At 37.2% G+C, this 24786-nt stretch carries 26 protein-coding genes; 18 read left to right on the top strand and 8 right to left on the bottom strand.

Annotated features, from left to right (window positions below):
- Nucleotides 1-33: 33 nt before the first annotated feature.
- Nucleotides 34-1905 (bottom strand): M1 family metallopeptidase, encoded by a 1872-nt coding sequence (locus MUB18_RS03505; protein ID WP_045752448.1) that lies wholly within the window; start codon nt 1903-1905, stop codon nt 34-36.
- A gap of 131 nt (nt 1906-2036) precedes the next feature.
- Here MUB18_RS03505 and MUB18_RS03500 point away from each other — a divergent pair, with 131 nt between their 5' ends.
- On the top strand, nt 2037-2897 hold the full coding sequence (locus MUB18_RS03500; RefSeq protein ID WP_248754969.1) for a hypothetical protein: 861 nt from the start codon (nt 2037-2039) through the stop codon (nt 2895-2897).
- Between the two features lie 27 nt (nt 2898-2924).
- On the opposite strand, the gene MUB18_RS03495 is transcribed toward MUB18_RS03500, so the two are convergent.
- The 7 genes from MUB18_RS03495 to MUB18_RS03465 all read right to left on the bottom strand — a co-directional run bounded on the left by MUB18_RS03495 (nt 2925) and on the right by MUB18_RS03465 (nt 8782).
- Entirely contained in the window at nt 2925-4322 is a 1398-nt protein-coding gene (locus MUB18_RS03495) for an MBL fold metallo-hydrolase (protein WP_248754968.1), read from the bottom strand.
- Nucleotides 4323-4333: 11 nt separating this feature from the next.
- Nucleotides 4334-5143 carry a sulfite exporter TauE/SafE family protein gene (locus tag MUB18_RS03490; protein WP_045752445.1) on the bottom strand — a complete coding sequence of 270 codons (810 nt, stop codon included), beginning with the start codon at nt 5141-5143 and terminating at the stop codon, nt 4334-4336.
- A 91-nt stretch (nt 5144-5234) separates the two neighbouring features.
- Entirely contained in the window at nt 5235-5858 is a 624-nt protein-coding gene (locus MUB18_RS03485) for a Crp/Fnr family transcriptional regulator (protein ID WP_045752444.1), read from the bottom strand.
- A gap of 9 nt (nt 5859-5867) precedes the next feature.
- The gene (locus MUB18_RS03480; protein ID WP_045752443.1) at nt 5868-6281 is read right to left on the bottom strand and encodes a DUF6691 family protein; all 414 of its coding nucleotides are present in this window, start codon (nt 6279-6281) and stop codon (nt 5868-5870) included.
- A gap of 8 nt (nt 6282-6289) precedes the next feature.
- A complete protein-coding gene (locus MUB18_RS03475; protein WP_248754967.1) occupies nt 6290-6844 on the bottom strand; it encodes a YeeE/YedE family protein in 555 nt (184 codons plus the stop codon).
- A gap of 90 nt (nt 6845-6934) precedes the next feature.
- Entirely contained in the window at nt 6935-7369 is a 435-nt protein-coding gene (locus MUB18_RS03470; RefSeq protein WP_248754966.1) for a hypothetical protein, read from the bottom strand.
- A gap of 78 nt (nt 7370-7447) precedes the next feature.
- Nucleotides 7448-8782: a WG repeat-containing protein gene (locus tag MUB18_RS03465; RefSeq protein WP_084405264.1), complete on the bottom strand. Its 1335-nt coding sequence runs from the start codon at nt 8780-8782 to the stop codon at nt 7448-7450.
- Nucleotides 8783-9077: 295 nt separating this feature from the next.
- Here MUB18_RS03465 and MUB18_RS03460 point away from each other — a divergent pair, with 295 nt between their 5' ends.
- The 17 genes from MUB18_RS03460 to groL all read left to right on the top strand — a co-directional run bounded on the left by MUB18_RS03460 (nt 9078) and on the right by groL (nt 24740).
- A complete protein-coding gene (locus MUB18_RS03460; RefSeq protein WP_248754965.1) occupies nt 9078-10592 on the top strand; it encodes a sulfatase family protein in 1515 nt (504 codons plus the stop codon).
- A 50-nt stretch (nt 10593-10642) separates the two neighbouring features.
- Complete coding sequence (mutY, locus tag MUB18_RS03455; RefSeq protein WP_248754964.1) at nt 10643-11692, top strand: A/G-specific adenine glycosylase; 1050 nt, start codon at nt 10643-10645, stop codon at nt 11690-11692.
- 18 nt (nt 11693-11710) lie between these two features.
- On the top strand, nt 11711-12157 hold the full coding sequence (locus MUB18_RS03450) for a single-stranded DNA-binding protein (RefSeq protein WP_094771461.1): 447 nt from the start codon (nt 11711-11713) through the stop codon (nt 12155-12157).
- A 145-nt stretch (nt 12158-12302) separates the two neighbouring features.
- Nucleotides 12303-13340: a phenylalanine--tRNA ligase subunit alpha gene (pheS, locus tag MUB18_RS03445; RefSeq protein ID WP_248754963.1), complete on the top strand. Its 1038-nt coding sequence runs from the start codon at nt 12303-12305 to the stop codon at nt 13338-13340.
- Nucleotides 13341-13520, top strand: a complete 180-nt coding sequence (locus tag MUB18_RS03440) for a hypothetical protein (RefSeq protein ID WP_248754962.1) — start codon at nt 13341-13343, stop codon at nt 13518-13520.
- A gap of 4 nt (nt 13521-13524) precedes the next feature.
- Nucleotides 13525-14100, top strand: a complete 576-nt coding sequence (locus MUB18_RS03435; protein ID WP_045752845.1) for a TetR/AcrR family transcriptional regulator — start codon at nt 13525-13527, stop codon at nt 14098-14100.
- Nucleotides 14101-14134: 34 nt separating this feature from the next.
- Nucleotides 14135-15544 carry a 23S rRNA (uracil(1939)-C(5))-methyltransferase RlmD gene (gene rlmD, locus MUB18_RS03430; RefSeq protein ID WP_094771460.1) on the top strand — a complete coding sequence of 470 codons (1410 nt, stop codon included), beginning with the start codon at nt 14135-14137 and terminating at the stop codon, nt 15542-15544.
- A 3-nt stretch (nt 15545-15547) separates the two neighbouring features.
- On the top strand, nt 15548-15943 hold the full coding sequence (locus tag MUB18_RS03425) for a hypothetical protein (RefSeq protein ID WP_045752847.1): 396 nt from the start codon (nt 15548-15550) through the stop codon (nt 15941-15943).
- A 65-nt stretch (nt 15944-16008) separates the two neighbouring features.
- Nucleotides 16009-16770: a hypothetical protein gene (locus MUB18_RS03420; RefSeq protein WP_045752848.1), complete on the top strand. Its 762-nt coding sequence runs from the start codon at nt 16009-16011 to the stop codon at nt 16768-16770.
- Nucleotides 16771-16921: 151 nt separating this feature from the next.
- Entirely contained in the window at nt 16922-17602 is a 681-nt protein-coding gene (locus MUB18_RS03415; protein WP_248754961.1) for an OmpA family protein, read from the top strand.
- Between the two features lie 153 nt (nt 17603-17755).
- The gene (gene miaB, locus MUB18_RS03410) at nt 17756-19192 is read left to right on the top strand and encodes a tRNA (N6-isopentenyl adenosine(37)-C2)-methylthiotransferase MiaB (protein WP_045752849.1); all 1437 of its coding nucleotides are present in this window, start codon (nt 17756-17758) and stop codon (nt 19190-19192) included.
- 40 nt (nt 19193-19232) lie between these two features.
- Nucleotides 19233-20510 carry a sigma-54 interaction domain-containing protein gene (locus MUB18_RS03405; protein WP_045752850.1) on the top strand — a complete coding sequence of 426 codons (1278 nt, stop codon included), beginning with the start codon at nt 19233-19235 and terminating at the stop codon, nt 20508-20510.
- Between the two features lie 9 nt (nt 20511-20519).
- Complete coding sequence (locus MUB18_RS03400) at nt 20520-21041, top strand: LptE family protein (RefSeq protein WP_045752851.1); 522 nt, start codon at nt 20520-20522, stop codon at nt 21039-21041.
- A gap of 11 nt (nt 21042-21052) precedes the next feature.
- Nucleotides 21053-22144, top strand: a complete 1092-nt coding sequence (locus tag MUB18_RS03395) for a hypothetical protein (RefSeq protein WP_248754960.1) — start codon at nt 21053-21055, stop codon at nt 22142-22144.
- 13 nt (nt 22145-22157) lie between these two features.
- Nucleotides 22158-22526: a preprotein translocase subunit SecG gene (gene secG, locus MUB18_RS03390; protein WP_045752853.1), complete on the top strand. Its 369-nt coding sequence runs from the start codon at nt 22158-22160 to the stop codon at nt 22524-22526.
- A 215-nt stretch (nt 22527-22741) separates the two neighbouring features.
- On the top strand, nt 22742-23017 hold the full coding sequence (groES, locus tag MUB18_RS03385) for a co-chaperone GroES (RefSeq protein WP_045754354.1): 276 nt from the start codon (nt 22742-22744) through the stop codon (nt 23015-23017).
- An 85-nt stretch (nt 23018-23102) separates the two neighbouring features.
- On the top strand, nt 23103-24740 hold the full coding sequence (gene groL, locus MUB18_RS03380) for a chaperonin GroEL (protein WP_248755918.1): 1638 nt from the start codon (nt 23103-23105) through the stop codon (nt 24738-24740).
- Nucleotides 24741-24786: the final 46 nt, after the last annotated feature.

Below are 24786 nucleotides of genomic sequence, written 5' to 3'. Positions count from 1 at the left end.
GGCTGGTTTATTGACCAGCCTCTTGTTGTTATGTTATTTCTTTTCCCAGGTATTATCGCTGGATTCGACATCGGCTAAGCGCAATGATGGATCTATAATCACTTTTGCAGGTTTTTTTGTTAGATTGACCTGATAGGATGGTTGTGTCCAGTTCCAGTCTTCCAATGTTGTTCTTTTAATACCTTCGTAAATTTTGAAGTTTTCTGCTGGTTTTTCGCCTCTCATTTCACGTAGTGGGATATAGAAAAGTTCTTTTGTGCCATCTTCATAGGTTACTAATAAGTCAATAGGCATGGCAAAGTCGGATTTGTTCTGTAATGTAATTTCTTTATCGCTAACCGTTTTGATGGCATAGTCAATCTTACGAGTAGTGTTGATAAAGAGGTTGAAGTACCATTTTAGATTGATTCCTGATATATTTTCAGCAATTCTTTTAAAATCATTTGGCGTTGGATGTTTAAATTTCCATTGTTTATAAAATTCTAAGAATGTCTTATCCAGATTGTCTTTTCCAATGATATAGCCCAATTGTACGGCTAGTACCTGTCCTTTATTGTAAGCTTCATTACTGTAGGCATAGTTGGTATTGTAGTAATCGGCAAGTAGGCTGGCAGGTTCTTCTTTTCCCGATAGGGCTAGTTTGTAGTACGCACGATAAGCATCTATGGAAGGGTTAGCTTCAATGGCTCCTCGTTTTTCAAATAAGTTTTGCATCGCAAGTTCTTCTACATAAGAAGTGAACCCTTCATCAAACCACTCGTCTACGGTCTCATTGATGCCGAATAAGTGTTGATACCAAGAGTGGGCGGCTTCGTGGAAAATAACACCTACTAGGCTTTTTAAATTGCGACCTCCAGTGACCAATGTTGCGGTACCGTATTCCATGCCGCCATCACCTCCTTGGATAATGGTATAAGTGGGCCATGGATAGGCTCCAAATGTTTTGGCATTGAAATCGAAAAATTCTGTTGCTAGTCCTAAAGCTGTTTTCCAGTTTGTTTTAACGGAGTCACTTTCTGGAATATATACCGTGTATACATGAATGCCCTGTTTGCTGCTGGCTGAGTCAACGACAAATTTGGGGTCTGCAGCCCAAACAAAATCATGGATATTTTTAGCGATATAATGCCATTGGACTTTATTATCTTTTGCTCTGATTTTTGGTTTTGCTACATATCCTTTTACTTCTGTTGGATTTTGCAATACGCCGGATGCACCTAGGATATAATTTTTATTGATATTAACGGTGACGTCAAAGTTGCCAAATGGAGCTATAAATTCGCGACCGATATATTCATCAAGGTGCCATCCGAATTCATCAAAATGCGCCATTTTTGGATACCATTGTGCCATCGAAAGTGCGACTCCTTCTTTCGAATTGCGACCAGATCTTCTAATTTGCTCTGGTACCTGTGCCTCCCAAGTCATATCAAAGGTGGCCGTTTCGCCATCCTCGATTTCATTAGGCAAGGTAACTTCTAAAATAGTACCATCGACTTTGTAACTGGTATTGTTACCGTTTATTGTTAATGACTTTATCTTTTGATAACCAATTTGTTTTGGGGTCAGGGTTGCAATTCGACTCTGGTATTTTGGTTTTTCCTTTGTGCCGATATTGGTGGCCATTCTTTTATCTGGATCTGCGATGTTGGAAAGTCTATTGTCCATCATCGAACCCGGTTGAAAGGCATTGAAATACAAATGGAAATACACTTTTTTGAGTGATTGTCCTGAATTATTGCTGTATTTCAGTTGCATGTCTCCGTCATATTGATATGTTTTTTCGTTGACATCAATATTCATTTTATAATCTACGGCCTGTTGCCAATAGCCTTTTCGTTGCGCTGTTGTTGTTTGGATCAGGAATAATCCTAAGATTAATGTATATAGGTATTTCAAATTCATGGTTCAAACATACAAAATTCATTAGGAATATGGGGAAGGGAGGTGCAGCCTGTTTTGTAATATTTGTTTGATATAAGGTTGTTTTTATTTATTCCAATTGTTATTTTAGGTCTATATCTAATTAAACTTGTATGGAAGAAACTTATTATAGGTCTTCGGGGAAGGCTCCAATCGGAGGTGTACTGTTTGCTATTATTGCGGGAGTGTGTGCATCTGTTATTTTAGCCATCGTATATATTGCTTTGCAGTGGTTTATACCAATTGTATATTTTAACTTTTTGATCACATTTGGTTTAGCTTATGGCTTATTTTACGTCTTGGACGTTTTGTTAAAAATCGGAAAAGTTAGAAATAGGGGTATTGCACTACTATTTACTTTCATCTGCACTTTGGTTGCGTATTATGCCCAATGGTGCTTATTTGTCTCCTTAATGTTTAATGCTGAAGGTACAATGGGAGGGGACATGTGGTTAAAGTCTTCTTTTAATCTGGATGGTTTTTTATATTTCCTATTTCACCCAATGGATACATTTAGTGGAATTCAAGAATTAAATGCTGTTGGTACTTTTTCTCTTAAGAAAAGTGTGGTGAGTGGTTGGCCTTTATGGATCTTGTGGGGTATTGAGGCTGCGACTATTATTGTCTACCCTATTGTCTTAGCTTGGTCGGGTAAAACAACTGAACCTTTTTCTGAAAGGGGTAATGAATGGATGCAAAAAAGGGAACTTGAGAAACAGATCGCATATATAGCAGATAAGCAGGCACTGGAGCATAATTTAGGGAAAAAGGATTTTACAGATCTACAGACCTATCTGGAGGCTGATGAATTGGGTGATGAGTTTGCAACAGTCACGATTTATGAATCTGATGCTGATAATTATCAATATATTTCGGTTGTTAATCATCGACTGGAAACCAATAAAAAGGGAGATATTGTCGATAAGAAAACGGATGTACTGCGGTATTTTAAAATTCCGGAGCGTAGTCTTTAAAATAGAAAAGCGGATTAATCCGCTTTTCTATTTTATTAGGGTACCATTTTTCTCGACCCATTCTTTCATCCCTGGACTATAATTTTTGATATTTTTGATCCCGGCTCTGCCAAGTAGTGACATGGCTATGGTCGCACGGTCACCGGACTGACAATGTAGATACAGTTGTTTACTTTGATCTATCTGATCTAAATTTTCCAGCAGTGTTCCAACAAAGACATGGGTTGCATGGGGAAGGTGCCCTGCCTGATATTCACTTTCATTTCGAACATCTAAAATTTGTGCATTGGGATTGTTTAATGCTGTATTCATCTCATTGAAATCAATAATTTCCTGCTGATCAAGTTTGATACCAACTGTTTGCAACGATTGAGGTGTGATATAGCCAATGGCTTGATCGAGACCTATACGCATCAATTTGCGGGTGACATCTTCTAATTGATCTTTTGCTACAATAAGAATAAATGGTTTATGATAATCTAAAATCCAGCCTGCCCAATTGCTGAAAGCTTTATTATTCTGGATATTGATGCTATTGGGTATGAATCCTTGTGCAAATTCTTGTTTGTTGCGGGTATCAATGATGGTTACATCATTTTTATGATGCAATATCAATTCTGTTGCGTCTAGTTCTTTGTAAGTAGGTACTGATGTTAGCAATGGTCGCTTGATTTTGTTAAGCTTTTTCATCATCGCAAAATATTTTGGAGGCTCTGGTTGTCCACTTAGAAGCTCCTCCGTAAATGCTTTTTCATCATTTCCATATTTTAAAGCCCAGTTTCTTATCTTTTCATATCCAACAGTTGAACTTGGAACTGCCCCTAGGGCTTTTCCACAGGCAGATCCTGCGCCATGTGCTGGCCATACTTGTACATAGTCTGGAAGCTGGTTAAAGATTTTTAATGATTCAAACATTTGATGTGCTCCGATTTCTTTTGTTCCGATCAGTCCGGCAGCATTTTCTAATAAATCTGGACGTCCAATATCACCTACAAATACAAAATCTCCTGTAAACAACATGACGGGCGCGTCTGTCGCAGGTGTGTCTGTTAATAGGAAACTGATACTTTCAGGGGTATGACCTGGTGTATGTAAAACTTTAAATATCAGATTTCCAATTTTTATTTCATCCTGATGTTTTAAGCCCACGTGATCAAAATCATACTGCCAGTCTGCTCCCCCTTCGTCAGAAAGATAGAGCTGTGCGCTTGTTAAAGCGGCTAATTCTAATGAGCCGGATAGATAATCGGCATGAATATGGGTCTCTGCAATATGCGTTATCTTTAAGTTGTTTTTTTCGGCTATAGCTAAGTACGTGTCTACATCTCTTTTAGGATCGATCACAATTGCTACTCCTTTTGCTTGACAGCCGATGAGATAACTTGCATGTGCTAATGAAGATTCGAAAATGTGTTGAAAAAACATAATTTATTCCTTTATAAATTTATAAATTGATTGATTTCTATACTGGCTATGATTAAACCTATTGCTCCAAGAAAATATCCAAATCCTACTTTTAATTTTTCGGATTTTAATTTTGTTTTTAATTGGATTCCAATCATCAATCCTATTAGTGTGATTCCTGTAAAGATAATTAATATTGTCCAATTGATTTGATTCAGCTGTTTGAAATTGCTCAACAGACCAAAGGCTGTATTGATGGCAATAATAAATAGAGAGGCTGCGGTGGCTTGTTTAATGGTATTGCCTAACAAAAGTATAAGAGCTGGAACAATGATAAAACCTCCACCTGCACCTACTAATCCTGTTAATATACCAATCAAAAAACCAATGGATATCATCAACGCGGTGTTATTTCTGGAGGTTTTAATTTGATGTCGATCATCGCGTTTTTTGATCATCGCTAATGCTGATGCAATCATGATGATCGCGAACAGGGTCATGATGATCTGATCTTTATGAATCATCATCTCATAAATTTGAAAATGATCAGGAATACGAGGAAGGATGTATTGCTTGGTCATATAAACAGATATGAATGATGGTAGAATAAAAAATAAACTCATTTTGAGATCGATCTCTTTTTTTTGTAAGTGAGAAATTGATCCAATGATCGATATTGTACTAATCGTAAATAAAGAATAGTCTAATGCTTGTGCTGGTGCCAGATGAAATAGATAGACAAATATAGGTAGTGTTAATATACTGCCACCACTTCCCATAATACCCATTGAGAGGCCTACTGCAATTGCTAAAATATATCCAAAAATAAGTGATAACTCCATGATTAATTGTTTGTTTATCAAAGGTAACGTCTTAAAAAAGGATGAAAGGTAACATAGGTTACCTTCGATATTTTAAGCATTGAAATGACAATTAAATTAGATTGATGTTATTTCTATTTAAAAGGATTTTTCCTTGGTTTTCTAGTGATTTTAAAATTCGGGATACGACCACACGAGATGTATTGAGGTCATTGGCAATGACCTGATGGGTGATCTCTATCTTTTGTGATTTGCTAATGGATGCCTTTTCTTTCAAATAGTTCATGATGCGAACGTCCATCTGTGAGAAGGCAATATTATCGACTGTAGTTAACAGCTCATTGAGTCGATCGGAATAGCTTTCTAGGATAAAATTGCGCCAAGTTTTATAGGTTCCCATCCAGCTATCGAGGTACTGATTGGGAATCATCGCGACGGTGGTATCGACATCGGCAATGGCGCGGATTTCGCTTTTTTTTGAGCCTACACAGCAGGCTATAGATAGGGCACAGGTATCGCCTTTCTCTAAAAAATATAACAACAGTTCGCCCTCCTTTTTATCTTCTCGAATGATTTTAATGACTCCATCTAAGAGGAGGGGCATAAATTTAATGTATTGACCAATGTCAATAATGATTTCTCCTGCTTTGAACTGTTTAATGACAGAGACTTGTTCAATCTCTGCAATCAATTCTTTTTCAAAACTTCCTAAAAATGCTTGCTGAACTGTTGTCATATGCTGATATTAATGTGGTAACTTATGACGGATTAGGCCATAAAGCCATGTTCCGATCAGAGCAAAGATAAGCACAATCCCTAATGTCCAATATCCAGCACCTAGGAGCGAAAACATAGGCCCGGGACAAGCTCCTGTCAAAGCCCAACCTAATCCAAAGATGGTACCTCCAAGTAGGTAGCGTGTAATGCTTTTCTTTTTATCGATAAATTGGATTGGAAGGTCATTATTATCTTTTATGTTCTTCCTTTTTATGACTTGAACAATGAGGATGGCAGTTGTTAATGCAGTTCCTATAATTCCATACATGTGAAAGGATCTAAACTGGAACATTTCATATATGCGGTACCATGATGCTGCCTCCGACTTGTATAGGATGATGCCAAATAATATTCCGATTAATATAAATTTTAACTGTTTCATAGCTATGTTTAAAAGATGAGAGGGAAAATAAAATGAATCATGATGATCCCGCCGATAAAGAATCCGATCACAGCAATTAATGAGGGTAATTGGAAATTACTAAGTCCAGATATGGCATGTCCCGAAGAGCATCCTCCAGCATATCGTGTTCCAAATCCGATCAATAATCCGCCAATACTTAGCAATAAGAATTGGAAAAGAGTACCATCAAATAGAAAGAGACTGTCGGGCATATAGCCATGAAGTTTGTCAATAATACCTAATGCTTGTAGGTCTGCTATGCTATCTTGGTTTATAGCAGGTGCAGCGCCATCACTGAGATAGAAGCGTGCTATAAAGCCGCCTATTATAGTGCCTAATACAACTAATAAATTCCAAATTTGTGCTTTCCAGTCAAATCTGAAAAATGAACTTGTTTTGCCTGCTCCGGCAATTGAACACATCGTTCTCAAGTTATTGGACATGCCAAAATCTTTACCTTGCTTGAGCAATAGGAACATGATAAGCGCAATTAAAGGACCTGATATATACCAGGGCCAGGGTTTTTGAATTATTTCCAGCATAATGATCTATCTAATGTGATACAAAGTAAAGCAACAAAAAAGAGAAATAGTGTAACTCAAGTTACACTATTTCTCTTTTTTAATTGGCGACTACATATCGTAATATTCTATTTCATTGTCTTTTAGCGTTTGGCAGAAACTTTTGAGATCATCTTCAGATTCAAACAGCTTGTTGCGCCAGGCTCTAATATGACTGCCTGATTTTAATTTTATAATGATCAAATTGCCTCCTGATCTTCTTAGATTGCGCACATAGTCAATGTCGTCCAATGCGATCGTTTGACTGGAACTGCTGTTTTCCATTATTAATTCACCATTATAAATGGTCCAAATGGAATGTTGTTTGGAGCATTTTACAGCGATGAAAAGGACCAGGGGCAGTGAAAATAAAGAGCCCATTGTTTTCACGACTTCTGATAATGGGAGTCTTGATACGATGTAAACAAGCATCAACACAAACAGCATCATGAGCAACATATATCTTCCTCGATGTAATGTTGCGATTTTAAAGCTCAATTTTTCCATGTTGTGATTTTGCTACAAATAAACAGAAACCTCTGCTAAAACAAAAATGAGACAGCTTCATGTCTCACTTTAGTATTTTTACTCGCTGTCCATTTTTTGGACAAACTTACCTTTGCTATCGATATAGAAAAAATCTTCCCCATTTTCGGAAACTAAGGAGAGTCCTGCATCAAATGGGGCAGCATATATGTATTTTGATGGGATGACCTGCTTTCCTTTTGCATCTATAAATCCATATTTTTCTGATCGCATAGTGAGCCATAAATTTTCTCCGCCATTGGACAAGAAATCATATGCTTCGCTTATTTTCTTTCCTTGTTGATCAATTAAATAGTATTTATCTTGCTCTGAGATCACAGCAGTATTGGCTGAAAATTCGTGGATGAGTTCAAATTTGATTGGAATAATAATCTTTCCACTGCTGTCAATGACGCCAGATCCTTGGTCTGTAGTGACTACAGCATGACCGTTTTCAAATTCCCGTGCATAAGTGTAGGTTGCGGGAATCACTACTTGTGCATGGATATTCATGTAGCCATATCGATCATTTTTTGAAAATAGGAATAGCCCATCTTCAGTACGTGCTAAATGTTCATACTGACAGGGAATAATTTCTTTGCCGTCATTGTTGATAAGTCCATAGTGATTGCTTCCGTCGGCTACGACTGCGTAGCCTGCTATAAAGGAATTGATTAAACTATATTTTGCAGGAGTTATTGCATTGCCAATCGTGTCTGCTACTCCAATAAGTTCGGTGTCTTCATCGTAATAAGACTGCCTATTTTCTCCTAGCTCTGTCGTCTCAAATGTGAACGCTTCTTCCTCAACTTGTTCAAAATCTTGGGGAACTTCAAATAGGGCAGGGTTGACCACCGATGCTGTCACATGGATGGCTTTCATTTCCATTTCATAAGCTGAAATGGATAGTGCTGCTCCTGGTATTTTCTCTAAGTAGGTGTATTCTCCCCAATACATTTTTGGCAGTGCTGTGGTATACCAAACTTCAATAAATGGTTTTTCGTCTTCTGTTCCAATCGGGATCTTAATAATTGCTTTTTTACAGGCATATCCAGCGATTGATTTGGAGGCATTGGTGATGAATTCAATTTGAAAATCTTCGGGAGAGATTACGGCATCTTCTGTCGTAAGTCCTTGCTCATAATAGTTTTTATTGCTGTAATCTAATATGTATGCGATCTGCTTCTTAAAATCAGAGATTTGGACACTTGTATCTATAAATTTGTTTTCTATTCTTAAATAATCTTTAGTCAGATAAATATCTGCGACAGACTCTGCTTCTGTTGTGCTGTCAATATTTAAACCAAACTGGATTTTGAACATTTTCTCTTGTGCAGAAGAGCTGCTGACAAGAACAAATAAAAGAATAAGCGTTCTAAAGATTTTTATTTTCATTTTTAAGTAACTAATTTCTTGCGAAATTATGTTTTTTAATATTCTTTTCTACTATTAAATTTGAGTCTGTTTGTTTATGATGTTTACGACGATCGTTTTTAACCTATTAATGGGATATAAGCGGGTAAATAGTAGTAAAAAATTAAAGTAATAGCGAAACTGACGAATGATTTATGAGAACTGTTTTGCTCAATAGAAGAAATAATAAGCAAATAGATTGAATGAGATTATGATTGCATACAAACTGAATTTTATCTAAGTTTGAGGTTCAATCAAACCAATCCTCTTATATCCCATGAAAAAAACAGCTTTGTTAATTGGTCTATTGGCCATAATTAGTCCCTTTGCAGCGGTCATGGGGCAACAGGATAAACCGAATGTGCTGTTGATCTATGTGGATGATCTGGGTTATGGCGATCTCGGTAGTTATGGTGCGGATAAAATCAAGACACCGCATTTGGATGCTTTGGCTGCTGAGGGTATTCGGTTTACAAATGGGCATGCGACTGCTGCGACTTGTACGCCGTCTCGATATTCCTTAATGACGGGCAACTATCCATTTCGTCAGTCCGGAACTGGTATTCTGCCTGGCGATGCCAAATTGATCATTCCTCAAGATCGGATTACTTTGCCCAAGGTCTTTAAAAAGGCGGGTTATCAAACTGCTGTGATAGGAAAATGGCATTTGGGCCTGGGAGATGAGGTGGATAAGGATTGGAATGGTACTATAAAACCAGGACCTTTGGAAGTCGGCTATGATTATTCTTTTATTTTCCCCGCGACCGCAGACCGTGTGCCAACTGTATTTTTGGAAAATCATCGTGTACTTGGTGTAGACAAAAATGATCCGATTGTGGTTTCTTATCATCAAAAGGTGGGTGATGAACCTACAGGCAAGGAGCATCCTGAATTGTTGAAAATGAAAAATTCATTGAATCATGGTCATGATCATACTATTGTGAATGGTATTGGTAGAATTGGATGGATGTCGGGAGGAAAAGAGGCAAAATGGGTGGATGAAGAGCTTACGTTGACTTTTGCAGATAAAGCAATTCGTTTTATTCAAGATCATTATCAACAACCTTTTTTTTTAACGTATAATGCTACTGAACCTCATGTGCCGCGTATGCCTGCTACCATGTTTAAAGGTAAAAGTGGACTGGGATATCGGGGGGATGCGATTCTGCAACTTGATTATACGGTTGGACAATTGGTCAAAACGCTAAAAGACAACCATGTTTATGAAAATACTATTATTATTTTTTCAAGTGATAATGGTCCGGTGTTAGATGATGGCTATGAGGATGGTGCGGTTGCACAACTGAATGGACATAATCCATTTGGCCCTTATAGTGGGGGGAAATATTCGGCGTTTGAGGCTGGAACTCGTGTGCCATTTATCATTACATGGCCAAAAATTATCAAGAAGGGTATTACGTCTGATGCCCTTATTTGTCAAGTGGATTTATTGAGTAGTTTTGCTTCTTTTTTGAATGTCAAGTATGCTCGGGGAGAGGCTATCGATAGTGAAAATCACTGGAAGAGTTTGATCGGGAGTGATCAGGTTGGTCGAGCTTATTTGATCAAATCTGCGGGCGCATTAAGTGTTTTGAAGGGTCATTATAAATTTATCAAAGCGAGTAAAGGAGCGAAAAAAAATAACCTTGTGAATATTGAACTTGGGAATGATGATGTGGATCAATTATATGACCTGAATGTTGACAAGGGTGAAAGGACAAATATTGCTGATCGAAATCCTGAAAAAGTTGCTGAATTGAAACTGATCCTGGATCGGGAGATGGGTAAATAATTGCGAGGCAATAATTTGATAGATGCGTTAAAAAAGCGCATTTTTGTAGGATGTCATTTGCGAAGAAAATAATCGAGTGGTATCACGAACATCAACGTGATTTGCCATGGCGAAATACACGAGATCCTTATAAAATCTGGCTGTCGGAAATTATTTTACAACAAACTCGGGTAGAGCAGGGGATGCCGTACTACCTGCGGTTTGCGGAGCGCTATCCTGATGTATTGTCTTTTGCGAATGCTTCGGAAGATGATATTTTGTACTTATGGCAAGGCTTGGGATACTATTCTCGTGGAAGAAACATGTATAAGGCTGCGGGAATAGTACGTGATGAATATCAGGGGATATTCCCTAATTCATATGATGAGTTGATTAAGCTACCTGGAGTTGGGGAATATACTGCGGCAGCAATTTCTTCTTTTTCTAATGATGAGCCTCAAGCGGTTTTAGATGGTAATGTTTTTCGTGTTCTGGCGCGATATTTCGGTATTGATACACCTATCAATACTCCTGCAGGTAAAAAGATTTTTAGCCAATTGGCTAAAGAAAATTTAGACTTAACTTATCCTGCTTTGTATAATCAGGCCATTATGGATTTTGGGGCGTTACATTGTAAGCCAAAATCGCCTCTGTGCCAACAATGTGAACTTCAATTGGACTGCTATGCCAGAGTGCATGATGTTGTGGCAGATCTACCGGTGAAAATAAAAGCCAAGAAAAGTAGGAATCGCTATTTTCATTACTTCATCATTCAAAAGGATGAGGAGATTTTGATGTCTAAGAGGGGGGCTTCAGATGTTTGGGAAAATTTATATGAGTTTCCTATGATTGAAACAAGCGAGCCTCTGGAAGGAATGGCTATCGTGGACCATCAAGAGTTTTTGGATGTATTTGGAGCCGACGCTGCGCTCACTTTATTGCAGACGAATAAAAAACATATTTTGAGCCATCAGCATATATATGCGACTTTCTATAGGTTATTAGATCCTAGGGGTTTGGAACAAAAAAAAATAAATTGGAATTATGTTTTATTAAAAGATTTGGATAAATTAGCTAAACATAAGCTCATTTTTTCTTTTTTAGAAACAGCTAAATTATAACCAAACAACTTTAATATTATGTCAGGAGTCAACAAAGTTATTCTAGTAGGCCATTTAGGCAAAGATCCAGAAATTAGATATTTAGATAATAATGTCTCTGTTGCGAGTTTTCCATTAGCAACATCAGAGAATTTTAATAGAGATGGAAAAAGAGTAGAGCAAACGGAGTGGCATACAGTTGTTCTATGGCGCGGATTAGCGGATGTAGCCGCAAAATATCTGACAAAAGGTAAATTGGTATATATTGAGGGACGACTCAGGACGCGTTCCTATGAAGATAAAGAAGGCATAAGACGTTACTCAACAGAAATTGTTGCGGAGAATTTCACGTTGTTAGGTCGTAAATCAGATTTTGAGCCTACTGCTGCTGCTCCAGCACAAACACATGCTGAAAAAATAGAAAATAAGGAAATTGAGGTTGATTTTACAGAAAATGAAAACGATAGTGATCCGCTACCGTTTTAACGTTATTATTTGTTTTTAACAAGAGCATCACCTAAAAGTGATGCTCTTTTTTTATGATTATTTTTTGAGCTGAGTGAATAAATTTCAAGCTCTCTTATGAAAACCGTTTATCTTTTATAATATTTTGGTGTATCTTTGAATAATTATGTTGCAAGATAAAATAACGCAGTATACTGAGGAAATTAAGCAATTTGTCCCAACTTCTTCAGCTGATGTAGAAAATTTCAGATTGAAATTTTTAGTTTCAAAAGGTATTGTTAAAAATTTGTTTGATGAATTTAAAACGGTTTCAGTAGAAGAGAAACGTGTTTTAGGTATGGTATTGAATGAGTTTAAACAGTTTGCTGAACGAACATACCAAGAAGCTCAAGAAAAATTTGGAGCAAGTAAAGCGCAGGTTCAAAAAAGTGAAGGTGATCTTACTTTGCCTGGTCAGGGTCTTAAATTGGGATCTCGTCATCCGCTTTCTTTGGTTCGCAAAGAGATTGTTGAGATCTTTAAGAAACTAGGCTTTATTGTTTCGGAAGGTCCTGAGATTGAGGATGACTGGCATAATTTTTCGGCTTTGAATTTTCCGCCGGAACATCCTGCTCGTGATATGCAAGATACGTTCTTTATTAAGAAACAAGAAGGCAATGATATTACTTTAAGAACACATACATCGTCTGTTCAGGTTCGTTTAATGGAGGCCGGCAAGCCACCTTTCCGTGCTATCATGCCGGGTCGTGTGTATCGTAATGAAGCGATATCTTCTCGTGCGCATTGTTTCTTCCACCAAGTTGAGGGGCTTTACGTTGATGAGCAGGTTTCTTTTGCTGATTTGAAACAAACATTGTTTCACTTTGTTCAAGAATTATACGGAGAGGGAACTCAAGTGCGCTTCCGCCCTTCTTATTTCCCTTTTACAGAACCTTCTGCTGAGATGGATATTTCATGTACAATTTGTAAAGGTGCAGGTTGTCAGTTGTGTAAGTATTCGGGTTGGGTAGAAATATTGGGTTGCGGTATGGTGGATCCTAACGTGTTAGATAACTGTGGTATCGATAGTAAAAAATATTCAGGTTTTGCCTTTGGTATGGGTATCGAGCGTGTGGCCAATTTGAAATATGAGATTAAAGATTTGAGATTGTTCTCTGAGAATGATGTACGATTCTTATCTCAATTTGAAAGTGAGATCATTTAAATGTTAGAAAGAATACTTTATTTTGTCACATTATTTGCGGTCTTTGTCAAGCGCGTGCTTACAGAGGGTGTAGATAATGTGATTGTTTTTTTTAAAAGTATTCTTGCTAATTGTTTTATGTTTTTCGTAGATCAACAGGTGGCTTATCGTCCCGTTTCTCCACTTCATTTTTTAAGCTAATATTATGGAAGCGGAAAAGATTATTGAATCTATCAAAAGAGCTGCTCGTGAGCTGTTTCGCAAATATGGTTATAATAAAACCAGTGTGAATGAATTGGCAAAGCGGGCTAATGTGGCAAAAGCTACATTTTACAAATATTTTGATAGTAAAGAATTAATTCTGCATGCGATCTTGATGGAATATATTCAAGAGAATGTCAAGGATATCTTAAAAAAGAATGTGGGAGAAGAGGACTTAGCCGTTTTTCTTGGTAATACCATTCTAAAAGTAAGCCGTTTGACTTATACGGTGTGTAATGAATTTGTGGGCTGGGAATTTATTCGGGAGTCTGCAAACGCGCAAGAATATTTAAAAACACTGTCTGATGATCTCGAGCTTTTATTACTTAGCTCATTTATTCAGCATGATAATATTGCGGCTTCTATTCCTGAAAAGAAGCTGACGTTCTTAATTAAAACAAGTAAAAATATTGTTTTCTCGTTTGCATTTACAGCTGTTACGGAAGCGGATGTGCGTAAAAATTTTATTTCTTTCCAAAAGGAAATTCTTCCTTATTTAGTTCACGCAACTATTCATTAAAATTCTGATCAAAAAAGCGTAATTTTGCGCCAATATGAGAAGAAAAAGTTCACAAGAAAGATTAGTATTCAACGATATCGAGATTATTGATATTGCAGAAGAAGGCAAGGGTGTTGGTAAAACAGATGATTTGGTATTGTTTGTAGAAAAAGCAATTCCGGGTGATGTGGTTGATGTGGAGTTACTGCGTAAAAAGAAAAGTTTTGGTGAAGGTCGTATTCAGACATTGAAGAAAGCTTCTGAACACCGTGTTGAACCTTTCTGTGAGCATTTTGGAGTATGCGGTGGATGTAAATGGCAGCATATGACGTATGATGCGCAATTATTGTTTAAACAACAGTCTGTTGAAAATGCGCTTACACGTATAGGCAAAGTGGATACTTCGTCTATGGAACCTATATTGGCTTCTGGACAAACCGAATATTATCGTAACAAATTGGAATATACTTTTTCCAATAAGAAATGGTTGACTTCTGTTGATGATAATGTGGATGGTATGAATATGGATGCTCTTGGGTTTCACGTACCGGGCAGATTTGATAAGATTTTAAATGTAAATCATTGCTACTTGCAAGAAGATCCTTCGAATGTACTGCGTAACAGTGTGCGTGAGTTTGCGATCGCAAATGATATTTCTTTTTATGACCTGCGCGGACATAGTGGTGTACTGCGTAATTTAATCATCCGTATTTCTTCAACAGGAGAATTAATGGTGATCGTGGTATTTGCTTATCCAGAAGAAGGACAGGTGGAACTGTTAATGTCATTCATCCAGGAAAAATTTCCGTCTATAACTTCTCTTCTTTATATTATCAATCAGAAAAAGAATGATACGATTTTCGATCAGGAAATAGAGATCTACAACGGTCGTGATTTTATTTATGAAGAAATGGAAGGCCTTAAGTTTAAAGTTGGACCAAAATCATTCTATCAGACAAATTCGGCGCAAGCTTATGAATTATATAAAATAACAAGAGATTTTGCAGGATTGTCTGGTCACGAGCTTGTTTATGATTTGTATACAGGTGCGGGTACGATCGCCAACTTTGTTGCTAAATATGCAAAAGAAGTAATTGGTGTGGAATATGTGCCTTCAGCTATTGAGGATGCAAAAATCAATTCGGAGATCAATGGTGTTAAAAATACCAAATTTTACGCTGGCGATATGAAGGATGTGTTAACAGCTCATTTTATCGCACAGCATGGTAAGCCTGATGTGGTGATCACTGATCCTCCTCGTGCGGGCATGCATACTGATGTGGTGGCAAGATTATTAGAAATGGAGGCGCCAAAAATCGTTTATGTAAGTTGTAATGCGGCAACTCAGGCACGTGATTTGACATTGTTGGCTGAGAAATATGATGTGGTTCGGATTAAACCTGTTGATATGTTTCCGCATACACAGCACGTCGAAAATGTTGTTTTATTAAAACTAAAGGGATAAACTATGGAAATGGAAGAATGGTTTGGAGCATCGAAAAATAGTGAAGATGAAAGCCAAAAATCAAGTCCTCTAAAAAGTTTAAAGATTGATTTGGATTATTATAGTGATTCAATCAAAGAAATATCGCTAGAAATCATGGCTGAGGGATTGTCTGCTTATCCCATTTTTATTGCTCACCAGCATGTCGTGAATGTCGGTGAGCTAATTCTTGATCATGTGGAACTTAAAACAAACTGGAGTATCAATGCTTCAACTTTTGAAGAGTTTGTCGAGTCAAACATTATTAAAGAAGATAGAAAGGATGCCTTTATAAAAAAATATAAACGTGCTCAAGATTTCATGTGTTTGTTTGTTGTGGTGCCAGAAGGAGCAAATTTTGTCTTCTATCCGTATAAGTAAGCATCTTAAATATTTAAACTTTTTTAACATATGATATGTCAAACAATGATTACTTTTATTAATATATGTATAGAAAATTAATTTGCCATATCAGCATCCTGAGCTTGGTGTTCTTGTTTTTTTCGGGAACACATGTTTATGCACAACAAATACAGCGCATTTCGGGGATGGTGTTTGAAAAGGGTACTTCTTTACGTCTTCCTGATGTGAATGTATTAAATATTAGAACAAAAAAATCTGTTGTTTCCAATTCTTTTGGTGTGTTTTTAATTGAGGCTTCTATTGGTGATAGTTTGTCTTTTTCAAAGGTAGGCTATTCAGAGGCGAAAACTTTAATCGGAGATCTGAAAGATTTCTATGTAGAACTCCAGCCGGGAATTAAATTAGAAACGGTTATTATTGAGCGGAAGACGAAGGAAGCGGAACTCAATGAAGCGATGCGGGATTATCAGAAAAAGGGTGTCTATAATGGTGGTAATAATAAATTCGGTACTTATTTAGCTAGTCCTGCTACTGCTCTCTATAATCTTTTCGGACGTGAAGCAAAGAATGCGAAGCGTTTTGGTCGTTTTTTGGACAGTGAAAAAAGACAACTTGAGGTTGATAAAGCTTTTTCGAAGGATGCTGTTCGAGAAATAACAAAGTTGGATGATAAAGATTTAGAATCTTTTATGCGCATTTACAGACCTTCGTATGAAACTGTTGAACATTGGCAACATTATGACTTTCTAGAGTATGTACAGCGTTCTTTAGCTGATTTTAATAAAAATGGAAGACCCGAGGGGCTTACATTGCCAGATATTGAGGTGAAAACACAAGAGAAATAATGAAGTTTAGTTGTGCAGCTGTCGATTTCTGTCTATATTTTTGTTACTAATATCCGCTCCTATAGGGCAATATTTGTTTTTTGGCATTTGGTTTGTTTACTGTTGCTATAGAATACAAGAAAATATTACTTTAGATATTAAAATTATGAAAATGAATAAGAAATTAGCTGTTTTTGGTCTTACGGTGGCTACATCAGCAATGTTATTTGGAAGCTGTTCAACAATTCAAAATACAAATAATACAACAAAAGGTGGCGTAATTGGTGGTGTTGCAGGTGGTGCTTTAGGAGCTTTAATTGGTAATAAAGCAGGAAGTACTGCTATCGGTACTATCGCTGGTGCTGCTATCGGTGGTGCTGCTGGTATATTGATTGGTAAGAAAATGGATAAGCAAGCTGCTGAAATCGCTAAAACTGTTGAAGGAGCTGAAGTAACACAAGCAGGTGAAGGTATCGTTGTGAAGTTTGATTCAGGTATCTTATTTGACTTTAACAAGTCTGACTTGAAGGCTTCTGCTAGAGAAAATATCAAAAACTTGGTGGCAACTTTAAATAAAGAACAAGGTACAGATATTTTAGTTATTGGTCACACGGATAATATTGGATCTTTAGATGCAAATCAAAAAGTTTCTGAAAATCGTGCCAATGCAGTTCGTGCTTTCGCTGTTTCTCAAGGTTTATCTTCATCTCGTATCCGTACAGAAGGTAGAAATTTCTCTGAGCCTTTGGAGAGTAATGATACTGAATCAGGTCGTGCTGCCAATCGTCGTGTAGAGATCGTGATCGTTGCTGGTAGCCAAATGAAACAAGAAGCTAAAAACCAAGCTAAATAGGTCTACAAAATAATTTATATTTTTATAAAAGCGCTGATGTATCATCAGCGCTTTTTTGTTGGATTTTATATTCATATACATGCAATATTAATATGACAAACTGTCATCAATCCAATATTTATTCCTAACTTTGTAGTCTTTGAATTTTGAGCTATGTTAGATTTAACGCATACAACTAAGGAACATGACGAAGCACGTCAAGGTGAAGCATTATTAATTGAAAATAATGTTGATAAAGGTCATGGACGTAAATTATATATCGAAAGTTATGGTTGTCAAATGAACTTTTCGGATAGTGAGATAGTCGCTTCTATTTTACTTGAAGATGGATTTGTGACGACTAAGAATTATCAAGAGGCTGATGTTGTATTTATCAACACCTGTTCTATTCGCGAAAATGCTGAGCAACGTGTACGTAATCGATTGAAAGAATTTGAATTTGCTAAAAAAAGCAATCCAGGGATGATCGTCGGTGTATTGGGCTGTATGGCAGAACGACTGAAAGCTAAATTTTTGGAAGAGGAAAAATTAGTGGATGTTGTCGTCGGACCTGATGCTTATCGTGATCTACCTAATTTGATTGCTCAGGTTGATGGTGGTAATCGATCTGTTAACGTATTACTATCTCGTGAGGAAACCTATGCTGATATTAATCCTGTTCGTCTAAATACAAATGGTATTACTGCATTTATATCGATCATGCGCGGGTGTGATAACATGTGTTCTTTTTGTGTAGTACCATTTACAAGAGGTAGAGAGCGTAGCCGCGATGCTGAATCGATTGTGAAAGAAGCGCAGGATCTATTTAATGCTGGATATCGTGAGGTAACTCTATTGGGTCAGAATGTCGATTCGTATAAATATACCGCTCCTACGGTGGAGGGACAGGATGCGATTGCTCCTGTTAATTTTGCAAATCTGTTGGCACTAGTAGCAGAGGTCAATCCATTGTTGCGTGTACGGTTTTCTACTTCACATCCAAAAGATATCACAGACGAAGTCCTTTATACGATGGCAAGTCATGATAATATATGTAAATACATTCACTTACCGGTACAGTCTGGAAATTCTAGAGTACTTGAATTAATGAATCGTACATATGATAGGGAGTGGTATATTAACCGCATCGATGCGATCAATCGCATCATCCCGGGCTGTGGTATTTCAACGGATATCATCACCGGATTTTGTACAGAAACGGAAGAGGAGCATCAAGACACGGTAAGCATGATGGACTATGTTAAATATGATTATGCTTTTATGTTTGCTTACTCAGAACGTCCGGGAACATTAGCGGCTAAACGTTATGCTGATGATATACCGGAAGAGGTGAAGAAAAGCCGTTTAACGGAAATCGTTGCCAAACAGCGTGCACATAGTTTTGAGCGTTTACAACAATTTGTGGGTAAAAACCAACGGATTTTAATAGAGGGTTTTTCAAAACGTTCGGATAAAGATTTTGCTGGTCGTAATGATCAGAATGCAATGGCTATTTTTCCTGTAGATGAACGCTTTAAGGCTGGTGATTACGTTACTGTATTTATTGAGTCATGTACTTCTGCTACGTTGTTAGGTAAAATAGTTGACTAATTAGGATTTAATATAGGTTCTTTATTATTAAATTTAGAGGATGGATAATCAAGATATTAAGAATCGATTTGGAATTATAGGTAATTCACCTTTACTTAATAGGGCTATTGATATTGCGCGACAAGTAGCTCCTACAGATATTTCGGTATTGATACAGGGTGAGAGTGGTAGTGGTAAGGAAGTTTTTTCACATATTATTCATCAATTAAGCTCGCGTAAACATGGGGCTTTTATTGCCGTAAATTGTGGTGCTATTCCTGAGGGAACAATTGATTCTGAATTGTTTGGTCATGAAAAAGGTTCTTTTACTGGGGCGCATGAGGCAAGAAAGGGATATTTTGAGGTTGTTGACGGTGGTACTATCTTTTTGGATGAAGTAGGAGAGTTACCTTTAGGTACGCAAGCTCGCCTATTACGGGTTTTGGAATCGGGTGAATACATTCGTGTAGGATCTTCAAAAGTGCAAAAAACGAATGTTCGCGTTGTTGCGGCAACCAATGTTGAGGTGTTTAATGCGGTCCAAAATGGCAAGTTCCGTGAGGATTTGTATTATAGGCTCAATACGGTTCCGTTGCGGATACCATCGTTGCGTGAACGACCTGAAGATATTTATTTGTTATTTAGAAAGTTTGTTGTTGATTTTTCTGATAAATACCGTTCGCCTAGTATACAGTTAACAGAAGATGCTCAAAAATTGTTGATGACCTATAGCTGGCCTGGTAACGTACGTCAGTTGAAGAATATTGCGGAACAAATTGCTGTTCTTGAAAAGGAGCGTGTTGTGGATGCTCGCATTTTGCAAAATTATCTTCCTTCGGAAAGTCGTTCGACACTCCCTGCTGTAGTTGCTAATCAAAGCGGAAAAGACGATTTTTCGGAACGTGATCTTTTGTATAAGGTGCTGTTTGATATGAAAAAGGATATGGTCGATTTGAAAAAATTGGTTGTTGAACTGATTCAAAATGGTGTAAATCCTGCAACTTTTGATGAAAATTCGCCTTATATCAATCGTCTGTACCAAGAGGTGGAACCAAGTACTGAGCGTCTGCAAGATCATCTAGCGGCTTCTCCACAAACGTTGACCATTCATCAGCCTAACGTGATGAAAGGCAATAATGGTCAAGATGGATATTTAAATTATGATACCCAAGATGCTGAAGAGGTAGAGGAGTCTTTATCTTTAACAGAGAAGGAATCTGATTTAATCAAGAAAGCACTTAAAAAACATCGTGGTAAACGTAAGGCTGCTGCACAAGAGCTGGGTATTTCGGAAAGAACTTTGTACAGAAAAATTAAAGACTTAAATTTAGATTTATAAATTGCGTTTATGAAGAAACTTAAATCAAGTTTGTTGCCTGTTTTTATGACTATAGCGATGTTATTTTTTGTAACAAGTTGTGGTGTGAAATATAGTTTTACGGGGGGATCAATCCCTGACGGCATGAAAACTGTGAACGTATTGTACTTTGAGAATATTGCTTCAATGGTTTATCCGACTTTAAGTCAAAATTTTACGGAGGCGTTAAAAGAGCGTATCCGTAATCAATCGCGGTTAAGTCAGGTCAATGATAATGCTGATGCTACTTTTGAAGGTTTTATTACGGATTATAGCATTAGTCCTGCTGCTGTTGAGGCAGGAACGGACCGTGCTGCATTAAATCGTCTTTCCATAACGATTAAAGTAAGTTATCATAATAAAATCATAGAAAAGGACAATTTTGAACAGTCTTTCACCAGATTTAAAGATTTTTCTGGACAATTGCAATCGGCTCAAGAGGAAACATTGAATAAAGAAATTATTATGATGTTGACGGAAGATGTGTACAATAAGGCATTTGCTAACTGGTAGTGGATTAAACTATGGAAAATAAACGAATTTCAGAAGATATAAACTTATTTCATCAAGCAATCAATAATCCTTTGTTGCTTTCGGAATCTGATTTATTGTCCTTGATTGCCAAATTTCCATATGCGCAGTCTCTTCGTTTTGCGTACGAAAGACATCTTTATTTGTTAAATAGGGAGGTGCATAATATTTCTTCTACCTTATTATATGCAGCCAATCCCAATTGGTTATATGAATATTTGCATAAGGCTGCTCCTGCTGAAATGGTTGATGAGATCGAGTCTGTGGATGACTATATCGCTTTTGAAGATACTGTTGAGGATGTTTTAGACGATCAGCTGGTGGTCGATGTATATGAAGAGGCGGAAAAGGAAGATACGGGAAAGGAAGAATTGGATGCGCTGATTCAATCTGGTGTTGCTCATGATTTCTTTCGGTTAGAAAATAGTGATGTTGATCGAGAGGATGATACGGATGAAGTAGAGGTTGTGGAAGTAGCTACGGTTTCTGTTATTGATCCTGAGGAGCGTTTACTTTCAGGAGCAGAAGAGAAGGATGAAGAGCGTGTCAGTGTATATGACGATGAGCTAATGCCTTATAGTTTTCTCTGGTGGCTACATAAAACACGTTTAGATCATGCGGAGACGTATCAACCATTTTTGAAACCTCCAGTTTATCAGGGTCAACCTGCAGAACAGCAGGTCACGCGTTTTAAACAGAAAATTGATGCGCAGGTATTGGATCAACAAATTCGCGAGAACATATTTCACCTTCAGTCTCCTGAAGTAAAATTGAGCGAAGAATTTAAAAATACAGTTCCTTTTCAGGTAGGGAAGAAAAATACGGATCATTTGATTGAACGATTTATCAAAGAGGATCCTCAGATAAAACCACCTCCTGCTGATAAGATTAATCTGGAGAATAAGGCGCGTAAAAGTTCGGAAGATCAATACTCTTTGGTAACTGAAACGTTAGCTCGTATTTATATTGAACAGGGATTATATCCTAAAGCTATAGAGGTTTACAAAAAATTAGTTTTGAAATATCCAGAAAAAAATGCGTACTTTGCGTCGGAAATTTTAAATTTAGAAAAGAAATTAACTTAATACATATAAAGAAATGCAAGGAATATTAATTGCTCTAATAATTTTGGCTAGTATTTTATTATCATTTTTAGTTTTAATACAAAATCCAAAAGGTGGAGGTTTATCATCAGGATTTGCTGGTGGAACTAATATTATGGGTGTAAAACGTACAGGTGACTTTTTAGAAAAAGGTTCTTGGGGATTAGTGATTGCGATCATGGTTTTTTGTTTAGCATTCAATATTGTGGCTCCAACAACAACAGCTACTGTAGGTGGTGGTTTGGGTAATCAAATTGAGGCTCCTGCACAAGCAAGTCCCTTGAACTTAAATAATACACAAAAGCCTGGTGCGCCAGCTCAACAAGCTCCTGCACAGAAATCTGTTACAGATTCAACAAAATAAGTTGTGCTATAGAAATTGAAAGCCTCCGAGAAATCGGAGGCTTTTTTTTTGCTGTCAGTTTTGGAAAGTGACAGCCTGACAGCGATTGTGAATGAAACCTGCCAGTCTATTCTTTTTCGATGCAAATTTGTCTCAAAAGTCTGTTCTTGGTGCTTTGGCATAATTGCTGATGAAGTTTATATATCATTCAAAAAAAACTAAAAATAAAATATATTATGGCATTAAACATTAAACCTATCGGTGACAGAGTCGTAGTTGAAGCTGCTCAGGCAGAAGAAAAAACAGCTTCAGGATTATACATCCCTGATACAGCAAAAGAGAAACCATCTCAAGGAGTCGTTGTAGCAGTTGGAACAGGTAAAGTTGACGAACCTTTAACTGTAAAAGTTGGTGATAAAGTTTTATATGGTAAATATGCTGGAACTGAAATTACTGTTGAAGGTAAAGAGTATTTAATTATGCGTGAAGCTGATATTTACGCGGTTATTTAATTTTTTAAGGATAGAATTCATAAGTAAACAGATTTGATTACTTGATATCGAGTAAGAATCAAATGTTAATTTCAAAAATTTAAAAATAATGGCAAAACAAGTAAAATATAACGTTGAAGCGCGTGAGGCACTTAAAAAAGGTGTTGATACATTAGCAAATGCAGTAAAGGTAACTTTAGGTCCAAAAGGACGTAATGTCATCATTGAGAAAAAATTTGGTTCACCAGTTATCACTAAAGATGGTGTTACTGTAGCTAAAGAAATCGAATTGAAAGATGCTCTGGAAAATATGGGTGCTCAGATGGTGAAAGAAGTTGCATCAAAAACTGCCGATCAAGCGGGTGATGGTACAACTACCGCAACTGTTTTGGCTCAAGCTATTGTAGCTCCAGGTATTAAATCTGTAGCAGCAGGTGCTAATCCAATGGATTTGAAACGTGGTATTGATAAAGCTGTAGCAGCAGTGGTAGCGAACTTAAAAGCGCAATCTCAAACTGTTGGTCAAGACAATAATAAAATCAAACAAGTAGCATCAATTTCTGCAAATAATGATGAAGTTATCGGAGCTTTAATTGCACAAGCAATGGAAAAAGTGGGTAATGATGGTGTTATTACTGTAGAAGAGGCTAAAGGTACTGAAACTGAAGTAAAAACAGTAGAAGGTATGCAATTTGACCGTGGTTACTTATCTCCATACTTTGTAACGAACTCAGATAAAATGGAAGCGGAATTAGAAAATCCTTACATTTTAATCTATGATAAAAAAATCAGTAACATGAAAGAATTGTTGCCGATTTTGGAAAAACAAGTTCAAACGGGTAAACCATTAATCATCATTGCAGAAGACTTAGACGGAGAGGCATTAGCAACTTTAGTTGTGAATAAAATCCGTGGCTCACTGAAAGTGGCTGCTGTTAAAGCTCCAGGATTTGGTGATCGTCGTAAAGCGATGTTAGAAGATATCGCTATCTTAACTGGTGGTACTGTGATTTCTGAAGAGAGAGGTTTCAAATTAGAAAATGCAACATTAGAAGATTTAGGTCAAGCAGAGAAAGTTGTTGTGGATAAAGATAATACAACAATCATCAATGGTGCTGGTAATGCTGAAGATATTAAATCTCGCGTTGCTCAAATCCGCTCTCAAATTGAAACAACTACTTCTGATTACGATCGTGAGAAATTACAAGAGCGTTTAGCTAAATTGTCTGGTGGTGTTGCTGTTCTTTATGTTGGTGCTACTACTGAAGTTGAAATGAAAGAGAAGAAAGATCGCGTTGATGATGCTTTACATGCAACTCGTGCAGCTGTAGAAGAAGGTATCGTTGCTGGTGGTGGTGTTGCTTTCATTCGTGCAACTGATGCTTTAAAAGGCTTAAAAGGTGCTAATGAAGACGAGACTATCGGTATCGAAATCATCAGACGTGCTATCGAAGAGCCTTTACGTCAGATCTGTTTCAATGCTGGTATTGAAGGTGCCGTAATCGTTCAGAAAGTGAAAGAAGGTACAGGCGATTTTGGTTACAATGCTCGTACAGATGTTTTCGAAAACTTAATTGGTGCCGGTGTAATCGATCCAACTAAAGTTTCTCGTGTTGCTTTGGAAAATGCTGCTTCTATCGCTTCTATGTTATTAACTACGGAGTGTGTATTAGCTGATGAGCCAGAAGAAAATGCTGGTGCTGGTGCTCCTCCAATGGGTGGTGGCATGGGCGGAATGATGTAAGATCATTCTTCTTAACGTAATAAAATAAAAAATCCCGTTACAGCTT

It is taken from the genome of Sphingobacterium sp. PCS056, assembly GCF_023273895.1.
Taxonomy (GTDB): Bacteria; Bacteroidota; Bacteroidia; order Sphingobacteriales; family Sphingobacteriaceae; genus Sphingobacterium.
This window is presented reverse-complemented; position numbering and strand designations above follow the sequence as displayed.

Coding starts and splice junctions, on each gene's coding strand:
- MUB18_RS03450 (WP_094771461.1), top strand. CDS start 11,711: ATGTCAGGAGTCAACAAAGTTATTCTAGTAGGCCATTTAGGCAAAGAT.
- groES (WP_045754354.1), top strand. CDS start 22,742: ATGGCATTAAACATTAAACCTATCGGTGACAGAGTCGTAGTTGAAGCT.
- MUB18_RS03470 (WP_248754966.1), bottom strand. CDS start 7,369: ATGGAAAAATTGAGCTTTAAAATCGCAACATTACATCGAGGAAGATAT.
- MUB18_RS03490 (WP_045752445.1), bottom strand. CDS start 5,143: ATGGAGTTATCACTTATTTTTGGATATATTTTAGCAATTGCAGTAGGC.
- MUB18_RS03480 (WP_045752443.1), bottom strand. CDS start 6,281: ATGAAACAGTTAAAATTTATATTAATCGGAATATTATTTGGCATCATC.
- MUB18_RS03435 (WP_045752845.1), top strand. CDS start 13,525: ATGGAAGCGGAAAAGATTATTGAATCTATCAAAAGAGCTGCTCGTGAG.
- MUB18_RS03475 (WP_248754967.1), bottom strand. CDS start 6,844: ATGCTGGAAATAATTCAAAAACCCTGGCCCTGGTATATATCAGGTCCT.
- MUB18_RS03465 (WP_084405264.1), bottom strand. CDS start 8,782: ATGAAAATAAAAATCTTTAGAACGCTTATTCTTTTATTTGTTCTTGTC.
- MUB18_RS03395 (WP_248754960.1), top strand. CDS start 21,053: ATGGAAAATAAACGAATTTCAGAAGATATAAACTTATTTCATCAAGCA.
- MUB18_RS03500 (WP_248754969.1), top strand. CDS start 2,037: ATGGAAGAAACTTATTATAGGTCTTCGGGGAAGGCTCCAATCGGAGGT.
- pheS (WP_248754963.1), top strand. CDS start 12,303: ATGTTGCAAGATAAAATAACGCAGTATACTGAGGAAATTAAGCAATTT.
- secG (WP_045752853.1), top strand. CDS start 22,158: ATGCAAGGAATATTAATTGCTCTAATAATTTTGGCTAGTATTTTATTA.
- MUB18_RS03420 (WP_045752848.1), top strand. CDS start 16,009: ATGTATAGAAAATTAATTTGCCATATCAGCATCCTGAGCTTGGTGTTC.
- MUB18_RS03495 (WP_248754968.1), bottom strand. CDS start 4,322: ATGTTTTTTCAACACATTTTCGAATCTTCATTAGCACATGCAAGTTAT.
- MUB18_RS03415 (WP_248754961.1), top strand. CDS start 16,922: ATGAATAAGAAATTAGCTGTTTTTGGTCTTACGGTGGCTACATCAGCA.
- MUB18_RS03425 (WP_045752847.1), top strand. CDS start 15,548: ATGGAAATGGAAGAATGGTTTGGAGCATCGAAAAATAGTGAAGATGAA.
- mutY (WP_248754964.1), top strand. CDS start 10,643: ATGTCATTTGCGAAGAAAATAATCGAGTGGTATCACGAACATCAACGT.
- MUB18_RS03505 (WP_045752448.1), bottom strand. CDS start 1,905: ATGAATTTGAAATACCTATATACATTAATCTTAGGATTATTCCTGATC.
- MUB18_RS03405 (WP_045752850.1), top strand. CDS start 19,233: ATGGATAATCAAGATATTAAGAATCGATTTGGAATTATAGGTAATTCA.
- MUB18_RS03485 (WP_045752444.1), bottom strand. CDS start 5,858: ATGACAACAGTTCAGCAAGCATTTTTAGGAAGTTTTGAAAAAGAATTG.
- MUB18_RS03440 (WP_248754962.1), top strand. CDS start 13,341: ATGTTAGAAAGAATACTTTATTTTGTCACATTATTTGCGGTCTTTGTC.
- MUB18_RS03460 (WP_248754965.1), top strand. CDS start 9,078: ATGAAAAAAACAGCTTTGTTAATTGGTCTATTGGCCATAATTAGTCCC.
- MUB18_RS03400 (WP_045752851.1), top strand. CDS start 20,520: ATGAAGAAACTTAAATCAAGTTTGTTGCCTGTTTTTATGACTATAGCG.
- rlmD (WP_094771460.1), top strand. CDS start 14,135: ATGAGAAGAAAAAGTTCACAAGAAAGATTAGTATTCAACGATATCGAG.
- miaB (WP_045752849.1), top strand. CDS start 17,756: ATGTTAGATTTAACGCATACAACTAAGGAACATGACGAAGCACGTCAA.